Genomic DNA, 17,605 nt, shown 5'->3' with positions numbered 1-17,605 from the left:
TCCGTGTAGTCCTCAGATCCCCACCGTGAAGCCTTGGGTCCAGCTCTGCATGTCGTTGACGATGCTGTCCCACAAACCTGTGACGAGCAGCAGGCCGGTCAGGATCAGCATGCCGCCGCCGATGCGCATCACCCATGCATAGTGGCGCTTGACCCAGCCGAACGCGCCGAGCGCCTTGCGGAAGGCCACGGCGGCGAGAATGAAGGGCACGCCGAGCCCGGCGCAGTAGGCGACGGTCAGCAGGGCGCCCCGGCCGGCGCTGGCCTGGTCGAGGGAGAGCGTGTTGACGGCGGCGAGGGTGGGACCCATGCAGGGGGTCCAGCCGAGGCCGAAGAGCACCCCGAGCGCGGGCGCGCCCAGCAGGCCCCCGGACGGCTTCCGGTGGAAGCGGAACTCGCGCATGGTCAGGCCCGGGATCGCACCCATGAAGAACAGGCCGAGCACGATCACCAGGCCGCCCATCACCCGGGAGATGACCTCCTTGTGGCCCAGCAGGACGTTGCCGAACTGGCCGAAGAGGGCGCCGCTGGAGACGAAGACGGCGGTGAAGCCGAGGATGAACAGGCTCGCGCCCGCCACCATCCGGCCGCGCCGGGCCTCGGCGAGGTCGGCTCCGCTGACCCCGGTGACGTACGAGAGGTAGCCGGGGACGAGCGGCAGCACGCAGGGCGAGAAGAAGGAGACCAGCCCGGCGAGCAGGGCCAGCGGCAGGGCCAGCAGCAGTGCGCCGCTGAGCACCGTCGTGTTCACGCCGGTCGGTTCGGCGGCGAGGACGTACGCGAGCACGAGGTCACTGCTCCGCGAGCAGCGGGTCGATCATGGAGCGCAGCTGCTGCTCGCTGACCGCGACCAGGGTGCGGGCGGCGATCCGGCCCTCCTTGTCGAGGACGATCGTGGAGGGGATGGACTGGGCGTTCAGCGTGCCCGCGGGGAAGCGGAGCATCAGCTTGCCGTCCGGGTCGTAGAGGCTCGGGTAGGTGATCCCGAAGTTCTCCTCGAAGGAGGCGGCGTTCTGCTTGCTGGTGTCGCGGGTGTTGATACCGACGAAGGCGACGGGCTTCCCGGCGGCCTCCAGCTCCTTGGAGACCTTCGCGAAGTAGGGGGCCTCGGCGCGGCACGGCGGGCACCAGGAGCCCCACACGTTGAGGACGACGACCTTGCCCTTGAGGGCGGTGGTGTCGAGGGTCTTGCCGTCGACGGTCTCGCCGTCGAGCTTGGGCGCCTCGTCGCGGGAGCCCTTGGCGACGGTGGAGATGCCGCTCTTGCCGGTCACGTAGTTGCCGCCGGCGCTGCCGGACGGCTTGCCGTCGTCGCTGCACGCCGTCAGGGTCAGGGCGCTCGCGAGGGTCACCGCGGTCAGCAGGAGGGCGCGGCCGCTGGTCGAGCGGCTGCTGCTTTGACGACGTCGTACGGCGCGGCCAATTCTCATGTGAAAAGTTTCGCATGGGCGTTTTGCGGATCTTCCGCACCCCCCGGGGCCGTGTGCAATCCGCTGGTCAGGCCGCGGGGAGCGGGGTGAGGTACGTCTTCCAGCCACCGGGCGGGGACTCGCCGGGGGCGAGGGTGCGGAGCCTGGAGAGCAGTGCGGGGTCCTGGACGTCCAGCCAGTCGGTGAACTGCCGGAAGGATACGAGGCGTACGTCCTTTTTGTCCGACATGCTCTTGAGGGCTTCCTCGACGGCGTCCATGTAGATCCCGCCGTTCCACTCCTCGAAGTGGTTGCCGATGAACAGCGGCGCGCGGTTCGTCTCGTACGCACGGCGGAAGCCCGCCTGGTAGGACGCGGTGGCCTGGGTGCGCCAGGCGGGGTAGTTGGAGGGGACGCCCCGGGTGGTGTTCTTCGACTGGTTGGCGAGGATGTTGTAGTCCATCGACAGCACCTCGAAGGAGTGCCCGGGGAACGGCACGGCCTGCAGGGGCAGGTCCCACAGGCCTCCCCTCTTCTGCGGCCACACCTGGAGGCCACCGGGCGAGGAGGCGTCGTAGCGCCAGCCCAGCTCCGCGGCGACGGGGAGCAGGTCGTCCCGGCCGAGCAGACAGGGGGTGCGGCTGCCGGTCAGCTCCTTGCGGTAGTCGAAGGGCAGCGGTTCGACGTCGGTGAAGCCGGTGTGGGTGCGCCAGTTGGTGACGAACGACACGGCCTGGTCGATCTCGCTGCGCCAGTCGGCCGGGCTCCAGTGCTCGACGGAGCCGGAACCGCCGCAGAAGTGGCCGTTGAAGTGGGTGCCGATCTCGTGGCCGTCGAGCCAGGCCTGACGGACGCAGCCGAGGGTGTTGCGGACGTTCTCGTCCTTGAGGTAGCCGATGTCGGAGGCCCCGGCCGGGTTGTTCGGCGGCCGGTACAGCTCCTTCCTGGACTCGGGCAGCAGGTAGAGGCCCGAGAGGAAGAAGGTCATGGACGCGCCGTGGTCCCTGGCGAGCTTGAGGAAGCGCGGGAAGAGGCCGTTGCCGGTCTCCCCCGCGCCGTCCCAGCTGAACACCACGAACTGCGGTGGCGTCTCGCCCGGCTGGAGCGGCACGGGCCGGGGCGGCTGGTGCGGCTGGGGCCCGGTGTCGGCGGTGGAACCGTCACCCAGGGGACGGAACTCGGTCGCGGACGGGCCGGGGCCGCCGCCGGGGCCGGGGCGGCCACCCGGGCCGGCCGGGCGGCCGCTCCCGCCGCCGCAGCCCCCGATCCCGGCCGCCACCGCCACCGCCGCGGCACCGAGCCCGAGCAGTCCCCTGCGGGTGAGGTCGCGCGCATCGTCGCTCATGAAAAGTCACATAAATGGACTTTTCAGCGAAGTCGAGGGAGCGCGCAGGGTTTCCGGTACGACTTGTATGAATCTTTAGGCTCTCTAGGCGCCGAACGCCTTGGACTTGCCCTTCACCGGCTTCGCCCCCGCCAGGAGGTGCGCCGGGACCAGGTCCCGGGCCGGCTCGCTGTACCCCACCGACACCAGCCGGTCGCCCTGGTACGTGAACGAGGTCAACGAGGCCAGCGTGCACTGCCGCCGCCGCGGGTCGTGCCACAGCCGGCGCTTCTCCGCGAAGCTGCGCACGATCCAGATCGGCAGCTGGTGGCTGACCGCCACCGCCTCGTGGCCCCGGGCCGCGTCGCGCGCCGCCTCGATCGCGCTCATCATCCGCACGACCTGCTCCACGTACGGCTCGCCCCAGGACGGCCGGAACGGGTTCGTCAGGTGCTTCCAGTTGGCGGGCTTGCGCAGCGCGCCGTCCCCCACCCCGAAGGTCTTGCCCTCGAAGACGTTCTCCGCCTCCAGCAGCCGCGCATCCGTCGCCACGTCCAGACCGTGCCGCTTGGCGACCGGCGCCGCCGTCTCCTGCGCCCGCTCCAGCGGCGAGGAGACGACGTACGTGACGTCCCGCCCCTGCAGGTGGTCCGCGACCCGCTCGGCCATCCGGTGGCCCAGCTCGGAGAGGTGGTAGCCGGAACGGCGCCCGTAGAGGACACCGTCCGGATTGTGCACCTCACCGTGCCGCATCAGGTGGACGACGGTGATCTCCCTGCTGCTCATACGGTCCCCTCCGGGGCGGCCTCGGCGGCGGCGCGGGCGGCGGCGGGCAGCGCCGCCGCGATCCGCTCGATCGCCTGCGCATCGTGGGCGGTGGAGACGAACCACGACTCGAACGCCGACGGCGGCAGGTAGACGCCCTGCGACAGCATCGAGTGGAAGAAGCCGTTGAAGCGGAAGGACTCCTGCTTCTTCGCGTCGTCGTAATTGCGGACCTCGTCCTCCGTGAAGAACACGGAGAACATGTTGGAGGCCGTCTGCAGCCGGTGCGCGACGCCCTCCTTGGTCAGCGCCCCGCTCACCAGCGCCTGGATCTCCTTCGAGACCGCGTCGACCTTCTCGTACGCGGCCTCGTCGAGCAGCCGCAGCTGCGCCAGGCCGGCGGCGGTGGCGACCGGGTTGCCGGACAGCGTGCCCGCCTGGTAGACGGGGCCCGCCGGAGCGAGGAAGCCCATCACGTCGGCGCGGCCGCCGAACGCCGCGGCCGGGAAACCACCGCCCATGACCTTGCCGAAGGTCATCAGGTCGGGCTTGACCCCGTCCACGCCGTACCAGCCGGCGCGCGAGGTACGGAAACCGGTCATCACCTCGTCGGAGATGTACAGCGCACCGTTCTCGCGGCAGAGGCCGGCAAGGCCCTGGTTGAAGCCGGGCAGCGGGGTGACCACGCCCATGTTGCCCGGCGCCGCCTCGGTGATCACGCACGCGATCTCACCGGGGTGCGCGGCGAAGGCCGCCCGTACCGCCTCCAGGTCGTTGTAGGGCAGCACGATCGTGTCGCCGGCCTGCGCACCCGTCACGCCCGGGGTGTCCGGCAGCGCGAAGGTGGCCAGGCCCGAACCGGCGGCGGCCAGCAGCGCGTCCACGTGCCCGTGGTAGCAGCCGGCGAACTTCACCACCTTGGCGCGGCCCGTGAAACCCCTGGCCAGCCGGATCGCGGACATGGTCGCCTCGGTGCCGGAGGACACCAGGCGGACCTGCTCGACCGGCTCGATGCGCGCGACGATCTCCTCGGCGAGCGCGACCTCGCCCTCGCCGGGCGTGCCGAAGGACGTGCCACGGGCGACGGCGGCCTGGACCGCCTCGGTGACGGCGGGGTGGGCGTGGCCGAGGATCATCGGTCCCCACGAGCAGACCAGGTCGACGTACTCGCGGCCGTCGGCATCGGTCAGGTACGGACCGGTACCGGACACCATGAACCTGGGCGTTCCGCCCACGGCGCGGAAGGCCCGCACCGGAGAGTTCACGCCGCCAGGCGTCACGAGGGACGCGCGGTCAAAGAGAGTCTGCGAGACTTTGGCTTCATACGGGTACGGGTAGCTCACACCAGCCATGGTCTCATCAGGCCGCGACTGACTTGCGGACGGGCGTTTCACCGCGCCGCCCCGGGGGAGGTCACTGCCATGATGATCAGGCTGCGTGGTGGGGCCACGGGGCCGGGGCAGGCAAGACCAGTCGGGTGGAGATATGCAACGCGGTGGTGGACCGGGCGAGGGTACGGACGGCCTCGACCCCCAGCGCGCCCGTGAGGCCCGCGAAGCCCGCCGCCGAGGCAAGCACCGGCGCCGGGCCGCGGACGCGGCCGATCCCGTACCGGGCCCCACGGAGGCCCCCGACGACCTGCCCAAGGGCCGCGGTATGGGCGTGACCTACAAGTACTTCGGCGCCCCCGACGGCGCGACGGCGGCCAGGGTCCCGGTCACGATGCGGCCGGAGGAGCTCGGCGGCGACGAGCTCGGCATGGGCGGCATGTTCACCAAGATCAAGCCGGAGACGATGGCCGCGATGGTCCTGACCGGCATCGAGGGCATACCCCTGCACAAGGTGCCCCCGCTGGAGCTGGTCGTCCTCCACCCCGACTACGCGGTGGTCAAGCTCCCCATGACGGTGGTCGACCCGCTGCGCGGCATCGGCGAGGAGTCGGTCGGCGCGGCGGCCTTCATCTGGTCCACGGTCCCGGACCGCGGCGGGCCGCGCGACGCGTTCAACGTCTACCAGCTCCTCCACGAGTGGCAGGACTTCTCCCACCGCCTCCACGAGAACGGCCACCAGGCCTACTGCCTGGTCTGGCCCTGAACCGAAGCCCCGGACGCGGCAGGTGCACCCCCAAACGCTCGCGGGCGTCGTGCTGCCCGTCACGGCCCTGCTGTACGGGTGGCTCGGGGTGCGCCGCCGCCGGCCGCGGCGGCAGCGCTACCGGGCGACGGTCCGGCGCCTGCCCGTGCCCGCGGGCGACCCCTACCGCGCCGCCGCCTGCGAGAGCTGGTGGCCCGAGGACGACACCCAGGCCGCCGCCTCCCAGCTGCTGCTCGAAGGGCTGGCCACCGTCAACCACCGCGGCAACCTGAGCCTCACCCCGGCCGGCGCCGACCCCGCGCGCACCGCCGGACACCCGCTGCCGGACGCCCTGCTCGCGGCGCTGCGCCGCCGTACGGCACCGGCCACCCTCGGCAGCATCGAGCTGCGCGACACCGCCTTCCGCACCACCCGCGAGGAGTTCCGCAGCGCCTGGCGCACCCGGGTACGGGCCACCGCCGCGCGCGGCGGCCCCGGCCGGCCGGCCACCACGGGGGTGTACCTCCTCCTCGCGGAGATGGTGTTCACCGTGTTCGCGCTCGCAGGCCTCGCGCCGCGCGGGCCGGTGCAGGGGTGGGTGGTGGCCGCCACCGGGCTCGCCCTGGTGGCCCAGATCGTCTGGTTCCCGCTGTACGCCCGCAGCCGCCGGCGCTCCGGGCCGACGGCGATCCCGCACGTGACCCTGCCCGGGCCCCGGCACCCGGCCCTCGCCGAACTGGCCCGCCGGGACCCGCTGAGCACGGACCGGCTCCGGGTCAGCCGCCTGCGCACCCGCCGCGGCCGCAACCGGGGCCGCCCCCGCCGCCGTACGACGACCGGCGCGGCGGGCGGCCCGGCGGACGGCGGCCAGACCGGCGGCGGCTAGACCGGCGGCGGCGGGACGTTCTGGTTGAGGCGGAAGACGTTCGCCGGATCCCATTCGGCCTTGAGGGCCCGCAGCCGGCCCAGCACACCCGGCCCGTAGGCCTGCCGGATCCGCCGCTCACCCTCGTCCATCAGGAAGTTGACGTACACGCCCGCATGGTGCGGCTCCAGCGCCGTCCAGAACTCCCGCACCCAGCGGCACTCCTCTTCGAAGCCGTCGGCGCTCGCGCAGATCCCGTTGATGTTGAGCATGTGGCCCACCCCGCGGTCACCGAACGCCGTGCCGTCCGCGTCCGCCCGGGCCACCGCCCCGCCCAGCTGGAAGAGGGGGAAGGAGCTGAGCGGCGAGCGCATCCGCGCCGCGAACCGCGCCATGGTGTCGATCACCTCGTCGGTGAGGCGGTCGATGCCCGTACTGCGGAAGTAATACCACCAGCCGTGCGGGAACGAGGGGTCGAACATCGCCTGGTGCGCCAGGAACGGCTTCGGCGCGCACAGGTCCAGCAGGGGCCGCCCGAACTCCCGCATCGGACGCATCACCTCCGCCCCGGCCTCCACGTCGCCCGCGTAGCAGCCGATCACCATCACCACGGGCCGCCCGTACAGCTCGGCCGGGATCGCCGGCAGCGGCGGCAGCTTGCGGTGCACGACGATCGTCGTCAGCTCGTCGGGCACCGCCGTGATCCAGTCCCGGTAGAAGCGCAGCACCTCCGGCGCATCCTCCACGGACCACACGACGGGCCCGGCCAGGACGGTCGGCCCCACCGGATTCAGCCGGAACTCGAACTCCGTGACGATGCCGAAGTTGCCGCCCGCCCCGCGCACCCCCCAGAACAGCTCCGGATGGCTCGTCTCACTCACCGTGACCTGCTCCCCGCCCGCCGTGACCAGCTCCACCGACAGCAGCTGGTCGACGCTCAGCCCGTACATCCGGCTCAGCCACCCGATACCGCCGCCGAGGGTCAGCCCCGCGACCCCGGTGTGCGTCACGATCCCGGATGGCACCGCCAGCCCGAACGGCTGGGTCGCCCGGTCCAGCTCCCCCAGCAGCGCCCCCGCCTGGACCCTGGCCGTACGGGTCTCCGGGTCCACCCGGATCTCCTTCATCGGCGAGAGGTCGACGACGACACCGCCGTCGCACACCGAATGCCCCGGGAAACTGTGGCCGCCACTGCGCACGGCGACGAGCGCACCCGTGTCCGTCGCCCACTTCAGCGCCGCGACGACGTCGCCCGAGCCGGTGCAGGGCGCGATCAGGGCGGGATGCCGGTCGATCGAGCCGTTCCAGATCCGCCGGCGCTCCTCGTACGTCGCATCGCCGGCCCGCACCAGGCTCCCGCGGAAGGACCGCGCCAGCTCGTGGTACGCGGAGTCGTCCAGCCGGACCGGCCCGGTCGAGACACCCATGGGCCCACTCCTCGCCCCTCGCCCCTGCCCCCGCCCCGTCCCCCGTCCGTCCCTTCCGAGTCTTCCACCCCCTGCCCCGCCCGGCACGGCAAGCCCGCCGGTGGGCGGTGCCGGAGGGGTGCCGCGGGACGGGCCGGAGGCGGGTGCCGGAGGCGCGGGTGCCGGAGGCGGGTGCCGGAGGCGCGGGTGCCGGAGGCGCGGGTGCTCGGAGGACCCCGCGACCTCGTAAATTCGCCCGCACCGCCCCGCCCCCGATGGCATGCTGACAGCGTGAACGGACCCGGCATTCAGCTCACCCTCGCCCCCGAACTGCGCCTGTTCGCCGCGCCCAGCCGGCGCGCCGAGCGCGTACCGACCGCGACCGACGGCGCCTCCAGCCTCGGCCACGTCGTCGAATCGGCAGGCGTCCCGCTCACCGAGGTCGGCCGGCTCCTCGTCGACGGCGCCGAGGTGCCCTTCTCGTACGTGCCCCGCGCCGGCCAGTCCGTCGAGGTCTTCGGCGTCGACCGCCCCCAGCAGATCCCCGGCGCCACGCCCCTGCGCTTCCTCCTCGACGTCCACCTCGGCACCCTCGCCCGCCGCCTGCGCCTGCTCGGCGTGGACGCCGCGTACGAGAACGAGGACATCGGCGACCCGGCCCTCGCCACCCGCTCCGCCGCCGAGCAGCGCGTCCTGCTCTCCCGCGACCGCGGACTGCTGCGCCGCCGCGAGATCTTCGCCGGGGCGTACGTCTACAGCGACAACCCCGACGAGCAACTGCGCGACGTGCTGGGCCGGTTCGCCCCCGCGCTCACCCCGTGGACCCGCTGCACCGCGTGCAACGGCCCGCTGCGCCAGGCCGACAAGGAGAGCGTCGGCGACCGCCTCCAACACGGCACGCACCGCTCGTACGACGTCTTCGCGCAGTGCACCGCCTGCGAGCGCGTCTACTGGCGCGGCGCCCACCACGCCCGCCTGGAGCGGATCGTCAGCGAGGCGGTCGAGGAGTTCGGCGGCGTCGCCACCCCGTGACGGCGTGGCGACGCGAGGACCCTGCGGGGCTGACAGCCGGGGTCTGACGGCCGGGGTCTGACGGCCGGCGTCCGAGGGCCCGGGGTCAGAAGGCGTACGTGTCGCCCGTGTCCAGCGCCAGCACCGCGGGCTCGTTGTTCGACAGGTTCCGGTCCGCCGCGCCGCCGTCCCACCAGGTGTCGATCCGGACCACCACCTCCGGCACCCGCTCGCGCAGCCGCAGCAGCAGCCCGATGTGCCGGCCGCGCCCGCGCAGCGGCATGGCGCCCGTCTCGCACACCACCTGGCGCAGCCCGGCCCGGGCACAGCCCTCGGCCAGTTGCTGCCGGTCCGCGAGGTCGGCCGACAGGCGGATCCGCAGCGTGGCGTTGGGCACCGCCGACGGCCCCTCGTTCTGCGGGACCAGCCACACCCGCAGCTGCCCCTGGGACAGGGAGACCCGCCCGTGGTAGGCCACGTCCGCCTCGGGCCCGCTCCGCGCCTGGGCGTTCCCGGTCGCCCCGAGCACCAGCAAGCCCGCCACCACCACACTCCGTACGGCACCACGGCGCACCGCAACCACCTCCACGCGCGGACGCTAGCCCGCCGCGGCCCCGGCCGGTCGGACCATCACACGAACGAGGGCGCGCCGCCCCCCACCCGGCCGACCGGCCCGGCGGGCTCGCCCGGGTCCTAGGCTGCGGGCCATGCTGATCGCCCGCTCCGCCGCCCTGTTCGCACTCGCCGCCGTCCTGGAGATCGGCGGCGCCTGGCTCGTCTGGCAGGGCGTGCGCGAGCACAAGGGCTGGGCGTGGATCGGCGCGGGCGTCATCGCCCTCGGCCTCTACGGCTGCGTCGCCACCTTCCAGCCGCAGGGCGACTTCGCCCGGGTGCTCGCCGCGTACGGCGGGGTCTTCGTGGCCGGATCCCTCGCCTGGGGCGTGGTCGCCGACGGCTACCGCCCGGACCGCTGGGACATCGCCGGAGCGCTGGTCTGCCTGGCCGGCATGGCGGTGATCATGTACGCGCCGCGCGGCCGCTGACCCCCGCCTATGCTGGCGGGTATTCGCCCGTACGCAGCGCGTACGACGCCCGTACGCGACGCGCGTACGCCAGGACCGAGCGCACCAGGAGCCCCGCACATGAGCACGGCCACCCGCACCGCCGTAGTCACCGGCGCGAGCAGCGGCATCGGCGCGGCCACCGCCCGGCAGCTCGCCGCCGCCGGCTACCACGTCGTCCTCACCGCCCGCCGCAAGGACCGCATCGAGGCCCTCGCCGCCGAGATCGCGGAGGCCGGCCACGAGGCCACCGCCCACGCCCTCGACGTCACCGACCGCGCCGCGGTCGACGCCTTCGCCGCCTCCCTCGCGCGCTGCGACGTGCTGGTCAACAACGCGGGCGGCGCCCTCGGAGCCGAGCCCGTCGCGACCGGCGACCCGGCCGACTGGCGCACGATGTACGAGGTCAACGTCATCGGCACCCTCCACGTCACCCAGGCCCTGCTCCCCGCCCTCACCGCCTCCGGCGACGGCACGGTGGTGGTCCTGTCCTCCACCGCCGGCCACGCCACGTACGAGGGCGGCGCCGGCTACGTCGCCGCCAAGAACGGCGCCCGCGTCCTCGCCGAAACCCTCCGCCTGGAGATCGTCGGACAGCCCGTCCGCGTCATCGAGATCGCGCCGGGCATGGTGAAGACCGAGGAGTTCGCCACCACCCGCTTCCGCGGCGACACGGAGAAGGCCGCCAAGGTCTACGCGGGCGTGGCGGAGCCCCTGTCCGCCGACGACGTGGCCGACACCATCACCTGGGCCGTCACCCGCCCCAGCCACGTCAACATCGACCTCCTGGTCGTCCGCCCCCGCGCCCAGGCCTCCAACACCAAGGTGCACCGCGAGCTGTAGCCCCCGCGGCACAGCCGGGCCGCCGGCTCCGCCCGGCGGCCCCCGCCGCCTTCCCGTCAGTCGGGCGTGCCCTCCGCCGACAGCACGGGCGCCGTGAAGCAGTTGCACCCCACCACGTCGGCGGGTCCCTGCGCCGGCACCTCCAGGGTCGCCGTCACGCTCCGCCGCACGTCGGTGCTCTTCCACCACTTGTGGCCGCCGCCCAGCAGCGCATCGGTGTCCGCCGACGGGTTCCCCGTCCCGTACTTGAAGATCGCAGCCCGCTCCACCTTGCCCTCCCAGTGGTCGGTCCGCACGAACGAGCAGGTGACCAGGGACCTGCCGTCGGCCAGCTTCAGCACCGGCAGCTCGGGTCCGGCGGCGGCCTCGAAGGCGAAGCTCCGCCGGACCAGGGTGAGGTTCGGGTAGTCCTCGTTGTACGCCTTGACGACATCGCTCGTCAGCTCACCCGGCACGAAGTGCTCGCTCTCCGGCTCCCCGTTCGGCGCCCTGAAGCTGAGGTACTCCGCGTACCGCCCGCACACCGTGCGGTCCTCTGCCGCGGTCGGCGACAGCGCGGGCGCTCCGGCCGCATCCCGCCGCACGGCGGCGATCTCCTTGTCCCGCACCGCGAAGCCGTCCACCACGTACGACGTGTCGTCGAACTGCGCCGTGAGCGGCTTGTCGTACGTCCACGACCGTGCGGCGGCCTTCCACTCCCCGCCGGGCACCTCCTGCACGAAGTAGTGCACGGCGGCTGCCCGCTCGTTGTGCAGGTTGGAGTAACCGCGGCTGAACACGGCGAACGAACGCGGGTACCCCGGCTGGTCCCGCTCCGCCGGGATGAAGAACTCCGGCTTCACGAACGTACGCTCCAGCCCGGCACTGCCGCGCGCCTTCGCCACCTCCAGATTGGCCAGGCTCCGCGCCAGCAGCGCCCCGGTCTCCACCTTGGCGATGGCAGCGCCGTCCCGCCGGTCCATGGAGGCGTTGTGCTCCCACACGTACTGGTTGAAGACCTTCTCCGCCTGCTCCTTGCCGATCACCGTCGGCACCACGGGAGCGGCCGCCGGAGCACTCGGCGAAGCGGCCGCCCGCGCGTCCCCGTCCGCCGGTGCACACCCGGTCACGGCCACGGCGAACCCTGCGGAGGCCGCGAGGACCCCTCTTCGCACCCGTCGCCCTCGGCCACCGTCAACCAGCACGTTCATCCCCCACAGCACTCACCGGCACCAGGCCCTGCACCGGGCCCGACGGGTTATTCCACCATGCGTTCGAGCGGACCCCATCGGACCCTGCCGCAGGCCGGTCGGCGGCCCTCGCGCGCGGCACCGTACGAGTGAACGAGTGCGGAATGTCAGCGGGCGCGGTTACGCTCCGGACAGGGTGGATCACGAAAAGGAGGAAGCCATGGCCGTGATACAGCACGAGACCACGATCGCAGAGGCCGCCGATCGTCTCTCCAAGGAGCTTCCCGGGCACCGAGTGGAGATTCTCCAGGGGAGGCTCACCGTGACACCACCCGCCGACGGGCCGCACTCAGAGACGCTGACGTGGCTGATCGAGGAATTCGCGGCAGCCGGAGCAAGGAAGGCAGGGCTGAAGTACCTACAGACCATCGGCATCGACCTGCCGACCGGCCCGGACGATTACGCGGTCCCCGACTTCGCGCTGGTCGAGGCGGATTACCGCGCGTCCCGGGCCGCTCGGAACTGCTACGCCCCCGACGTCTTCCGCATGATCCTGGAGGTCACCTCCTCCAACTGGTCGGACGACATCGGCGTCAAGGTCGAGAGCTACGCCAAGGCCGGAGTCCCCGTCTACGTCGTCGCCGACCGCCACCATGACGAGGTCATCCTCCACACGGACCCGCGAAACAGCGGCTACCGCTCCCGCAAGGCCTTCAAGCGCGGTACCGCCGTCCCCCTCCCCGAGGACATCGGCGTCACCCTTGAGCTCTCCGTCGACCGCCTCCTCGACGGCGACGAGAACGCCTGAGTGCGGACACGGAGGAGCCCGGACCGGTGACGGTCCGGGCTCCTCCATTCCCCCGACAACTGCACCCCGGGCTCAGCCCTTGATGCAGATGACCTGCTTGAGCTTGGCCACGACCTGGACCAGGTCGGTCTGCTGGTCGATGACCTGCTCGATGGACTTGTACGCGCCCGGGATCTCGTCCACGACGCCCGAGTCCTTGCGGCACTCCACGCCCCGGGTCTGCTCCGCCAGGTCGCGCGCCGAGAACCGCTTCTTCGCAGCCGTCCGGCTCATCTTCCGGCCCGCGCCGTGCGAGGCCGAGTTGAAGGACTTCTCGTTGCCGAGGCCCTTCACGATGTACGAACCCGTGCCCATGGAGCCCGGGATGATCCCGTAGTCACCGCTGCCGGCGCGGATCGCGCCCTTGCGGGTGACCAGCAGGTCCATGCCCTCGTACCGCTCCTCCGCCACGTAGTTGTGGTGGCAGCTGATCTCCTGGTCGAAGGAGACCTTCGCCTTGCGGAACTCCCGCCGGATGACCTCCTTGAACAGGCTCATCATCACCGCGCGGTTGTACTTGGCGTACTCCTGCGCCCAGAAGAGGTCGTTGCGGTACGCCTCCATCTCGGGCGTCGCCGCGAGGAAGACCGCGAGGTCCCGGTCGACCAGCCCCTGGTTGTGCGAGAGCCCGCGGGCCACGTCGATGTGGTGCGAAGCCAGTTCGTTGCCGATGCCCCGGGATCCGGAGTGCAGCATCAACCAGACCGAACCTGCCTCGTCGAGACAGAACTCGATGAAGTGATTACCGGATCCGAGCGTTCCAACCTGCTTCGTGGCCCGCTCATGACGGAATTTGACCGCATCTGCGAGGTAGTCGAACCGCTCCCACAGGTCCCCGAACCCCTTCGGCCCGAACCCGTACAACCGCTCCGGGTCCACCGGCTCCCGGTGCATGCCGGCGCCCACCGGGATGGCCGCCTCGATGCGGGAGCGGAGCTTCGACAGGTCGCCCGGCAGGTCGTTCGCCGTGAGGGACGTCTTCACCGCCGACATGCCGCAGCCGATGTCCACGCCGACCGCCGCCGGGCACACCGCGTCCTTCATGGCGATCACCGAGCCGACCGTCGCGCCCTTGCCGTAGTGGACGTCCGGCATGACGGCCAGGCCCTTGATCCACGGAAGGCCGGAGACGTTGTGCAGCTGCTGCATCGCACTCGCCTCGACCGACGCGGGGTCGGTCCACATCCGGATCGGGACCTTCGCTCCCGGTACCTCTACGTACGACATAAGGTCTTAATCCCCCGAAAACAGTAAATAAGTCTCCATACGCAAAAAGCCTCGCTCTAGGTCCCAAAACAGACAGGAGACCGGCGCCGGCACCAGCGTGTGCGATAGACATTGTGTTCATCCGCGCCCACGGCGCGGCAACGCATTTTTCCTGACCGCCGGGCGGCCGGGCGGTCGAAGGGAGCCAGTGGACGTGCAGCGCAAGGCGGTACGGCGGATCCTGCCAGGCATCGCGATGCTCACCGCACTCGTGGCCGGGGCGAGTGGCCTGACCGGGTGCACCAGCGGGAGCGGCGGCGGGTCCGACAGCGACTCCAAGGCCGGGGACAGCACCACCGTGCCCGCGCCCCCCGGCAAGTACCGCAGCCTGCCCTCGCCGTGCAAGGCCGCCGACGGCAAGCGCCTCAAGGCCATGCTCCCGGCCGCGGCCACGCTCACCGAGGAGCAGCGGGTCCAGCTGTACGCCGGCACCGCGGACACCTCGTACGACGGTGACCGGCACGTCGGCTGCCGCTGGACGGCGCAGACCCCCGAGGAGACCCGGCTGCTGTCGGTCGGCTTCGAGCGCGTGGTCTCCTACGACCGGTCCACGGCGAGCGACGACGACAAGGCGCGGCAGGTCTACGTCCGCCGCCTGACGGACGCGCACCTGCCCTTCCCCGGTCCGGCCGCCACGGGCAGCCCCGGCGCGGCCCCCGGCACCGCCCCTGCCGCTGCCCCCGCCACCAGCCCCGCCGCGAACCCGGCCACCGGGCCGTCCGCCGGCTCCTCGACGGCCCCCGGCCCCGGCGCGAGCGTCCCGCCGCCCGAGCTCGGTTCCCGCGTGCTCGAAGGGCTCGGCACGGAGGCCTTCGTCGACGACAAGCTGAGCGCGGCCGGCGCCAGCGCGGCCCAGGCGCGGACCGTGCGGATTGTGTTCCGCACCTCGAACGTCATCGTCACCGTCGAGTACAGCGTGCAGCCGTCACTGCCCGGGACCGTCCCGTCGAGCTCCGAAACCCAGGACAAGGCACGGCAGTTGGCGCAGGCGCTCGTCGAGCGGTTCAACGACTGAACGGGACCGCCGGCAGCCCGGCGTGACGGCGCGCACAGCAGGCGCGCGCCGGGTCGGGCTACCGTTGCCCGGGTCCCGCGCCCCGAACGACGTCAACAGAACAGCTCACGGAACACGCCACGGCGTCGCCCCCATGCGACGCCCCACGTCGCCCACCACGTACCGGCCCACCACGTACTGAAGGAACCATGCACCGATCAGCCTCGCGCCGCCTCACCCGCGTCCTCGCCTGCGCAGCCGTCCCGGTGATCCTCACCGTCGCCGGATGCTCCTCCGACTCGGACAAGGGCTCGGGCTCGGACGGCGGCAAGAAGTCCAGCGCCTCCTCGTCCGCCAAGCCGAACGGGAAGCCGTCGGCGGCCCAGGAGAAGGCGGCGTTCGCAACGCTGCCCGACCCCTGCAAGGCGATCCAGACGAAGACCGTCGAGACCCTCGTCCCGGAGGCGAAGGACAAGAACGGCACGGCGACCAAGTCGAACGACCTCTCCAGCCGCGCGAGCTGCTCCTGGAACGGCCTCGACGAGGACGGTCTGAAGGGCTCGCAGTACCGGTGGCTGTCGATCTCGCTGGTGCGCTACGACTCCCACGCCTCGCTGGGCAGTGCCAACAAGCGCGCCGAGGAGCAGTACGCCAAGCAGCTCGCGGCGGCGAAGGCCACCGAGGGCGCCCACGACGTGAAGGAGGAGGCCGCCGGCGGCATCGGCGACCAGGCCACCTCCGTGATCTACGGGGTGAAGAAGGACGTCGACTTCTTCAACACCACCATCGTGGCGCGCACCCAGAACGTGGTGGTCACCCTCGACTACAACGGTGCGGCGTACGAGGGCGCGAGCGCCCCGGACCAGGCGAAACTCCTCCAGGACGCCATCGCGGCGGCGAAGGAGGCGGTGGCCTCGGTGGGCGGCGCGAACCAGCAGCAGAAGCAGCCGGAGCAGCCCGGGCAGCAGGCTTCGCCCTCGCCCCAGCAGTGATGAGCGGTAACCCACCGTGTTAAAGGGAGGCTGACATTCAGTCACCTCCACCGTCACCCGTACGCTGTGCCTGCCGTAGCTCGACAAGGGGAGGGGATCGCGGGTGGCCGCGATGCAGCTGACTCGTACGCACCGGATACTCATCGGCGTCGTGGTCGCAGGAGCCGTGGTCATCGCGGGCATCGGCTTCGCGGGCTCGTACGCCGCGGTGCGGGCGCTCGCATTGAAGAAAGGGTTCGGCAGCTTCTCGCTGGTGTTCCCGATCGGCATCGACGCGGGCATCTGCGTGCTGCTGGCCCTCGACCTGCTGCTGACGTGGATCCGGATCCCGTTCCCGCTGCTGCGGCAGACGGCGTGGCTGCTGACCGCGGCGACCATCGCGTTCAACGGTGCGGCGGCCTGGCCGGATCCGCTCGGTGTCGGCATGCACGCCGTGATCCCCGTCCTGTTCGTGGTCACGGTGGAGGCGGCCCGGCACGCGGTGGGCCGGATCGCGGACATCACCGCGGACCGGCACATGGAGGGCGTGCGGATCACCCGGTGGCTGCTGTCGCCGGTGCCGACCTTCAAGCTGTGGCGCCGGATGAAGCTGTGGGAGCTGCGGTCGTACGAGCAGGCCGTCGGCATGGAGCAGGACCGGCTGATCTACCAGGCGCGGCTCCAGGCCCGCTACGGACGGGCCTGGCGCCGCAAGGCGCCGGTGGAGGCGCTGATGCCGCTGCGCCTGGCCCGGATCGGCGTCCCGCTGGCCCAGACCGCCCCGGAGGGCCTGGCGGCGGCGGGGATCGACCCGGTGCTGCTGCCCCCGGCGGATGCGGCGGGTCCGGCCCCGGCCCTGGAGGCGGGCAGGGCCGCGGGTCCGGCGCCGGCGGGCACCGTCCTGCCCGGCGGGGCCACGGGCCCGGCGGCGGTCGCCGGCCCGGCCGCCGCGGAGCCCGGCGCCCGGGCGGAGGCCGGGCAGGGCCCGGCCGGAGCCCCCGGGCACCACGCCCCGCCGCCGTTCGCGGTGGACCCGACCGCCATGCCGGCCGCGCACAACAGCGCCTGGTTCGCGGCGCCGCTCGCCCCGCAGGCCGCGTACGAGGGCGGCTACAACCCGCAGTACGTCGAGGGCCTGGAGCCGATCCCGGTGATGCCCCCGGCGGGACCGGAGGACCCCGAGGGTGCGCAGGGTCCGCAGGGTCCCCAGGCCGCGCAGTCCGTGCCGGGGCCGCAGTCGGTCCAGGGCCGGGCCTCCGCCCAGCTCCCGGAGCCGCAGACGGACGGCGTCGACGAGGTGAAGTTCGCGGAGGCCTCGTACGAGGTCTTCCGCGCCTACATCGACGAGTACGGCCAGTTCCCGAACCCGGAGCAGCTGGACATACACCTCGCGGACCGGCTCGGCATCGTCCACCCGCGCAGCGCCACCACGCTCAAGCGGCTGATGCCGGAGCTCAAGCAGCGCTACCAGCGCGACCTGGAGAACGAGCACATCGCGTGACGAGCGCGTCGCGTGACGGGCACCTCGCTTGACGGGCACCTCGCGCGGCAACGCCGTCGCCACGCATGCGGAAGGGCCCGCACCCCGAGGGGTGCGGGCCC

18 protein-coding genes are annotated in these 17,605 nt (G+C 72.3%); 9 read left to right on the top strand and 9 right to left on the bottom strand.

The window, feature by feature from the left end:
- Window positions 1-12: 12 nt before the first annotated feature.
- The 5 genes from ABZ128_RS28635 to hemL form a co-directional block, all read right to left on the bottom strand.
- Window positions 13-786, bottom strand: coding sequence for a cytochrome c biogenesis protein CcdA (locus tag ABZ128_RS28635; RefSeq protein WP_356851928.1), 774 nt, complete (start codon window positions 784-786; stop codon window positions 13-15).
- 4 nt (window positions 787-790) lie between these two features.
- A complete protein-coding gene (locus ABZ128_RS28630; RefSeq protein ID WP_356851926.1) occupies window positions 791-1,429 on the bottom strand; it encodes a TlpA disulfide reductase family protein in 639 nt (212 codons plus the stop codon).
- A gap of 67 nt (window positions 1,430-1,496) precedes the next feature.
- Window positions 1,497-2,753: a hypothetical protein gene (locus ABZ128_RS28625; protein WP_356851924.1), complete on the bottom strand. Its 1,257-nt coding sequence runs from the start codon at window positions 2,751-2,753 to the stop codon at window positions 1,497-1,499.
- An 84-nt stretch (window positions 2,754-2,837) separates the two neighbouring features.
- Window positions 2,838-3,518 (bottom strand): histidine phosphatase family protein, encoded by a 681-nt coding sequence (locus tag ABZ128_RS28620; RefSeq protein WP_356851923.1) that lies wholly within the window; start codon window positions 3,516-3,518, stop codon window positions 2,838-2,840.
- Window positions 3,515-4,849: a glutamate-1-semialdehyde 2,1-aminomutase gene (gene hemL, locus ABZ128_RS28615; RefSeq protein ID WP_356851921.1), complete on the bottom strand. Its 1,335-nt coding sequence runs from the start codon at window positions 4,847-4,849 to the stop codon at window positions 3,515-3,517. The genes ABZ128_RS28620 and hemL overlap by 4 nt, the downstream gene beginning before the upstream one ends.
- 304 nt (window positions 4,850-5,153) lie before the next feature.
- Here hemL and ABZ128_RS28610 point away from each other — a divergent pair, with 304 nt between their 5' ends.
- Together ABZ128_RS28610 and ABZ128_RS28605 are read left to right on the top strand one after the other, a co-directional pair.
- Window positions 5,154-5,591, top strand: coding sequence for a hypothetical protein (locus ABZ128_RS28610; protein WP_356851979.1), 438 nt, complete (start codon window positions 5,154-5,156; stop codon window positions 5,589-5,591).
- Between the two features lie 22 nt (window positions 5,592-5,613).
- A complete protein-coding gene (locus tag ABZ128_RS28605; RefSeq protein WP_356851920.1) occupies window positions 5,614-6,456 on the top strand; it encodes a hypothetical protein in 843 nt (280 codons plus the stop codon).
- Here the strand turns inward: ABZ128_RS28605 and ABZ128_RS28600 are convergent.
- Window positions 6,453-7,862 (bottom strand): FAD-binding oxidoreductase, encoded by a 1,410-nt coding sequence (locus ABZ128_RS28600; RefSeq protein WP_356851918.1) that lies wholly within the window; start codon window positions 7,860-7,862, stop codon window positions 6,453-6,455. The genes ABZ128_RS28605 and ABZ128_RS28600 overlap by 4 nt on opposite strands.
- Window positions 7,863-8,132: 270 nt before the next feature.
- On the opposite strand from ABZ128_RS28600, the gene ABZ128_RS28595 reads away from it, so the two are divergent.
- Complete coding sequence (locus tag ABZ128_RS28595) at window positions 8,133-8,873, top strand: Mut7-C RNAse domain-containing protein (protein ID WP_356851917.1); 741 nt, start codon at window positions 8,133-8,135, stop codon at window positions 8,871-8,873.
- 85 nt (window positions 8,874-8,958) lie between these two features.
- Here ABZ128_RS28595 and ABZ128_RS28590 read toward each other — a convergent pair whose 3' ends face one another.
- On the bottom strand, window positions 8,959-9,441 hold the full coding sequence (locus ABZ128_RS28590) for a hypothetical protein (protein WP_356851915.1): 483 nt from the start codon (window positions 9,439-9,441) through the stop codon (window positions 8,959-8,961).
- 118 nt (window positions 9,442-9,559) lie between these two features.
- Here ABZ128_RS28590 and ABZ128_RS28585 point away from each other — a divergent pair, with 118 nt between their 5' ends.
- Together ABZ128_RS28585 and ABZ128_RS28580 are read left to right on the top strand one after the other, a co-directional pair.
- Window positions 9,560-9,895, top strand: coding sequence for a YnfA family protein (locus ABZ128_RS28585; protein ID WP_356851913.1), 336 nt, complete (start codon window positions 9,560-9,562; stop codon window positions 9,893-9,895).
- Between the two features lie 99 nt (window positions 9,896-9,994).
- On the top strand, window positions 9,995-10,756 hold the full coding sequence (locus tag ABZ128_RS28580) for an SDR family NAD(P)-dependent oxidoreductase (protein WP_356851912.1): 762 nt from the start codon (window positions 9,995-9,997) through the stop codon (window positions 10,754-10,756).
- A 56-nt stretch (window positions 10,757-10,812) separates the two neighbouring features.
- Here ABZ128_RS28580 and ABZ128_RS28575 read toward each other — a convergent pair whose 3' ends face one another.
- The gene (locus tag ABZ128_RS28575; RefSeq protein ID WP_356851910.1) at window positions 10,813-11,865 is read right to left on the bottom strand and encodes a hypothetical protein; all 1,053 of its coding nucleotides are present in this window, start codon (window positions 11,863-11,865) and stop codon (window positions 10,813-10,815) included.
- 280 nt (window positions 11,866-12,145) lie between these two features.
- Between ABZ128_RS28575 and ABZ128_RS28570 the strand changes: the two genes are divergently transcribed.
- Complete coding sequence (locus ABZ128_RS28570; protein ID WP_356851909.1) at window positions 12,146-12,733, top strand: Uma2 family endonuclease; 588 nt, start codon at window positions 12,146-12,148, stop codon at window positions 12,731-12,733.
- A 72-nt stretch (window positions 12,734-12,805) separates the two neighbouring features.
- On the opposite strand, the gene ABZ128_RS28565 is transcribed toward ABZ128_RS28570, so the two are convergent.
- On the bottom strand, window positions 12,806-13,999 hold the full coding sequence (locus ABZ128_RS28565) for an RtcB family protein (protein WP_356851907.1): 1,194 nt from the start codon (window positions 13,997-13,999) through the stop codon (window positions 12,806-12,808).
- Window positions 14,000-14,192: 193 nt separating this feature from the next.
- Between ABZ128_RS28565 and ABZ128_RS28560 the strand changes: the two genes are divergently transcribed.
- From ABZ128_RS28560 to ABZ128_RS28550, 3 genes are all read left to right on the top strand, one after another.
- Window positions 14,193-15,053: a DUF3558 domain-containing protein gene (locus ABZ128_RS28560; RefSeq protein ID WP_356851905.1), complete on the top strand. Its 861-nt coding sequence runs from the start codon at window positions 14,193-14,195 to the stop codon at window positions 15,051-15,053.
- Window positions 15,054-15,241: 188 nt separating this feature from the next.
- Window positions 15,242-16,024 carry a DUF3558 family protein gene (locus ABZ128_RS28555; protein ID WP_356851904.1) on the top strand — a complete coding sequence of 261 codons (783 nt, stop codon included), beginning with the start codon at window positions 15,242-15,244 and terminating at the stop codon, window positions 16,022-16,024.
- Between the two features lie 103 nt (window positions 16,025-16,127).
- Window positions 16,128-17,504 (top strand): DUF2637 domain-containing protein, encoded by a 1,377-nt coding sequence (locus ABZ128_RS28550; protein WP_356851903.1) that lies wholly within the window; start codon window positions 16,128-16,130, stop codon window positions 17,502-17,504.
- The last annotated feature ends 101 nt before the right edge of the window (window positions 17,505-17,605 follow it).

This window comes from Streptomyces sp. NPDC006326 (genome assembly GCF_040612915.1).
Taxonomy (GTDB): domain Bacteria; phylum Actinomycetota; class Actinomycetes; order Streptomycetales; family Streptomycetaceae; genus Streptomyces.
This window is presented reverse-complemented; position numbering and strand designations above follow the sequence as displayed.

Coding starts and splice junctions, on each gene's coding strand:
- ABZ128_RS28565 (WP_356851907.1), bottom strand. CDS start 13,999: ATGTCGTACGTAGAGGTACCGGGAGCGAAGGTCCCGATCCGGATGTGG.
- ABZ128_RS28570 (WP_356851909.1), top strand. CDS start 12,146: ATGGCCGTGATACAGCACGAGACCACGATCGCAGAGGCCGCCGATCGT.
- ABZ128_RS28585 (WP_356851913.1), top strand. CDS start 9,560: ATGCTGATCGCCCGCTCCGCCGCCCTGTTCGCACTCGCCGCCGTCCTG.
- hemL (WP_356851921.1), bottom strand. CDS start 4,849: ATGGCTGGTGTGAGCTACCCGTACCCGTATGAAGCCAAAGTCTCGCAG.
- ABZ128_RS28625 (WP_356851924.1), bottom strand. CDS start 2,753: ATGAGCGACGATGCGCGCGACCTCACCCGCAGGGGACTGCTCGGGCTC.
- ABZ128_RS28620 (WP_356851923.1), bottom strand. CDS start 3,518: ATGAGCAGCAGGGAGATCACCGTCGTCCACCTGATGCGGCACGGTGAG.
- ABZ128_RS28600 (WP_356851918.1), bottom strand. CDS start 7,862: ATGGGTGTCTCGACCGGGCCGGTCCGGCTGGACGACTCCGCGTACCAC.
- ABZ128_RS28630 (WP_356851926.1), bottom strand. CDS start 1,429: ATGAGAATTGGCCGCGCCGTACGACGTCGTCAAAGCAGCAGCCGCTCG.
- ABZ128_RS28555 (WP_356851904.1), top strand. CDS start 15,242: ATGCACCGATCAGCCTCGCGCCGCCTCACCCGCGTCCTCGCCTGCGCA.
- ABZ128_RS28580 (WP_356851912.1), top strand. CDS start 9,995: ATGAGCACGGCCACCCGCACCGCCGTAGTCACCGGCGCGAGCAGCGGC.
- ABZ128_RS28610 (WP_356851979.1), top strand. CDS start 5,154: ATGGGCGTGACCTACAAGTACTTCGGCGCCCCCGACGGCGCGACGGCG.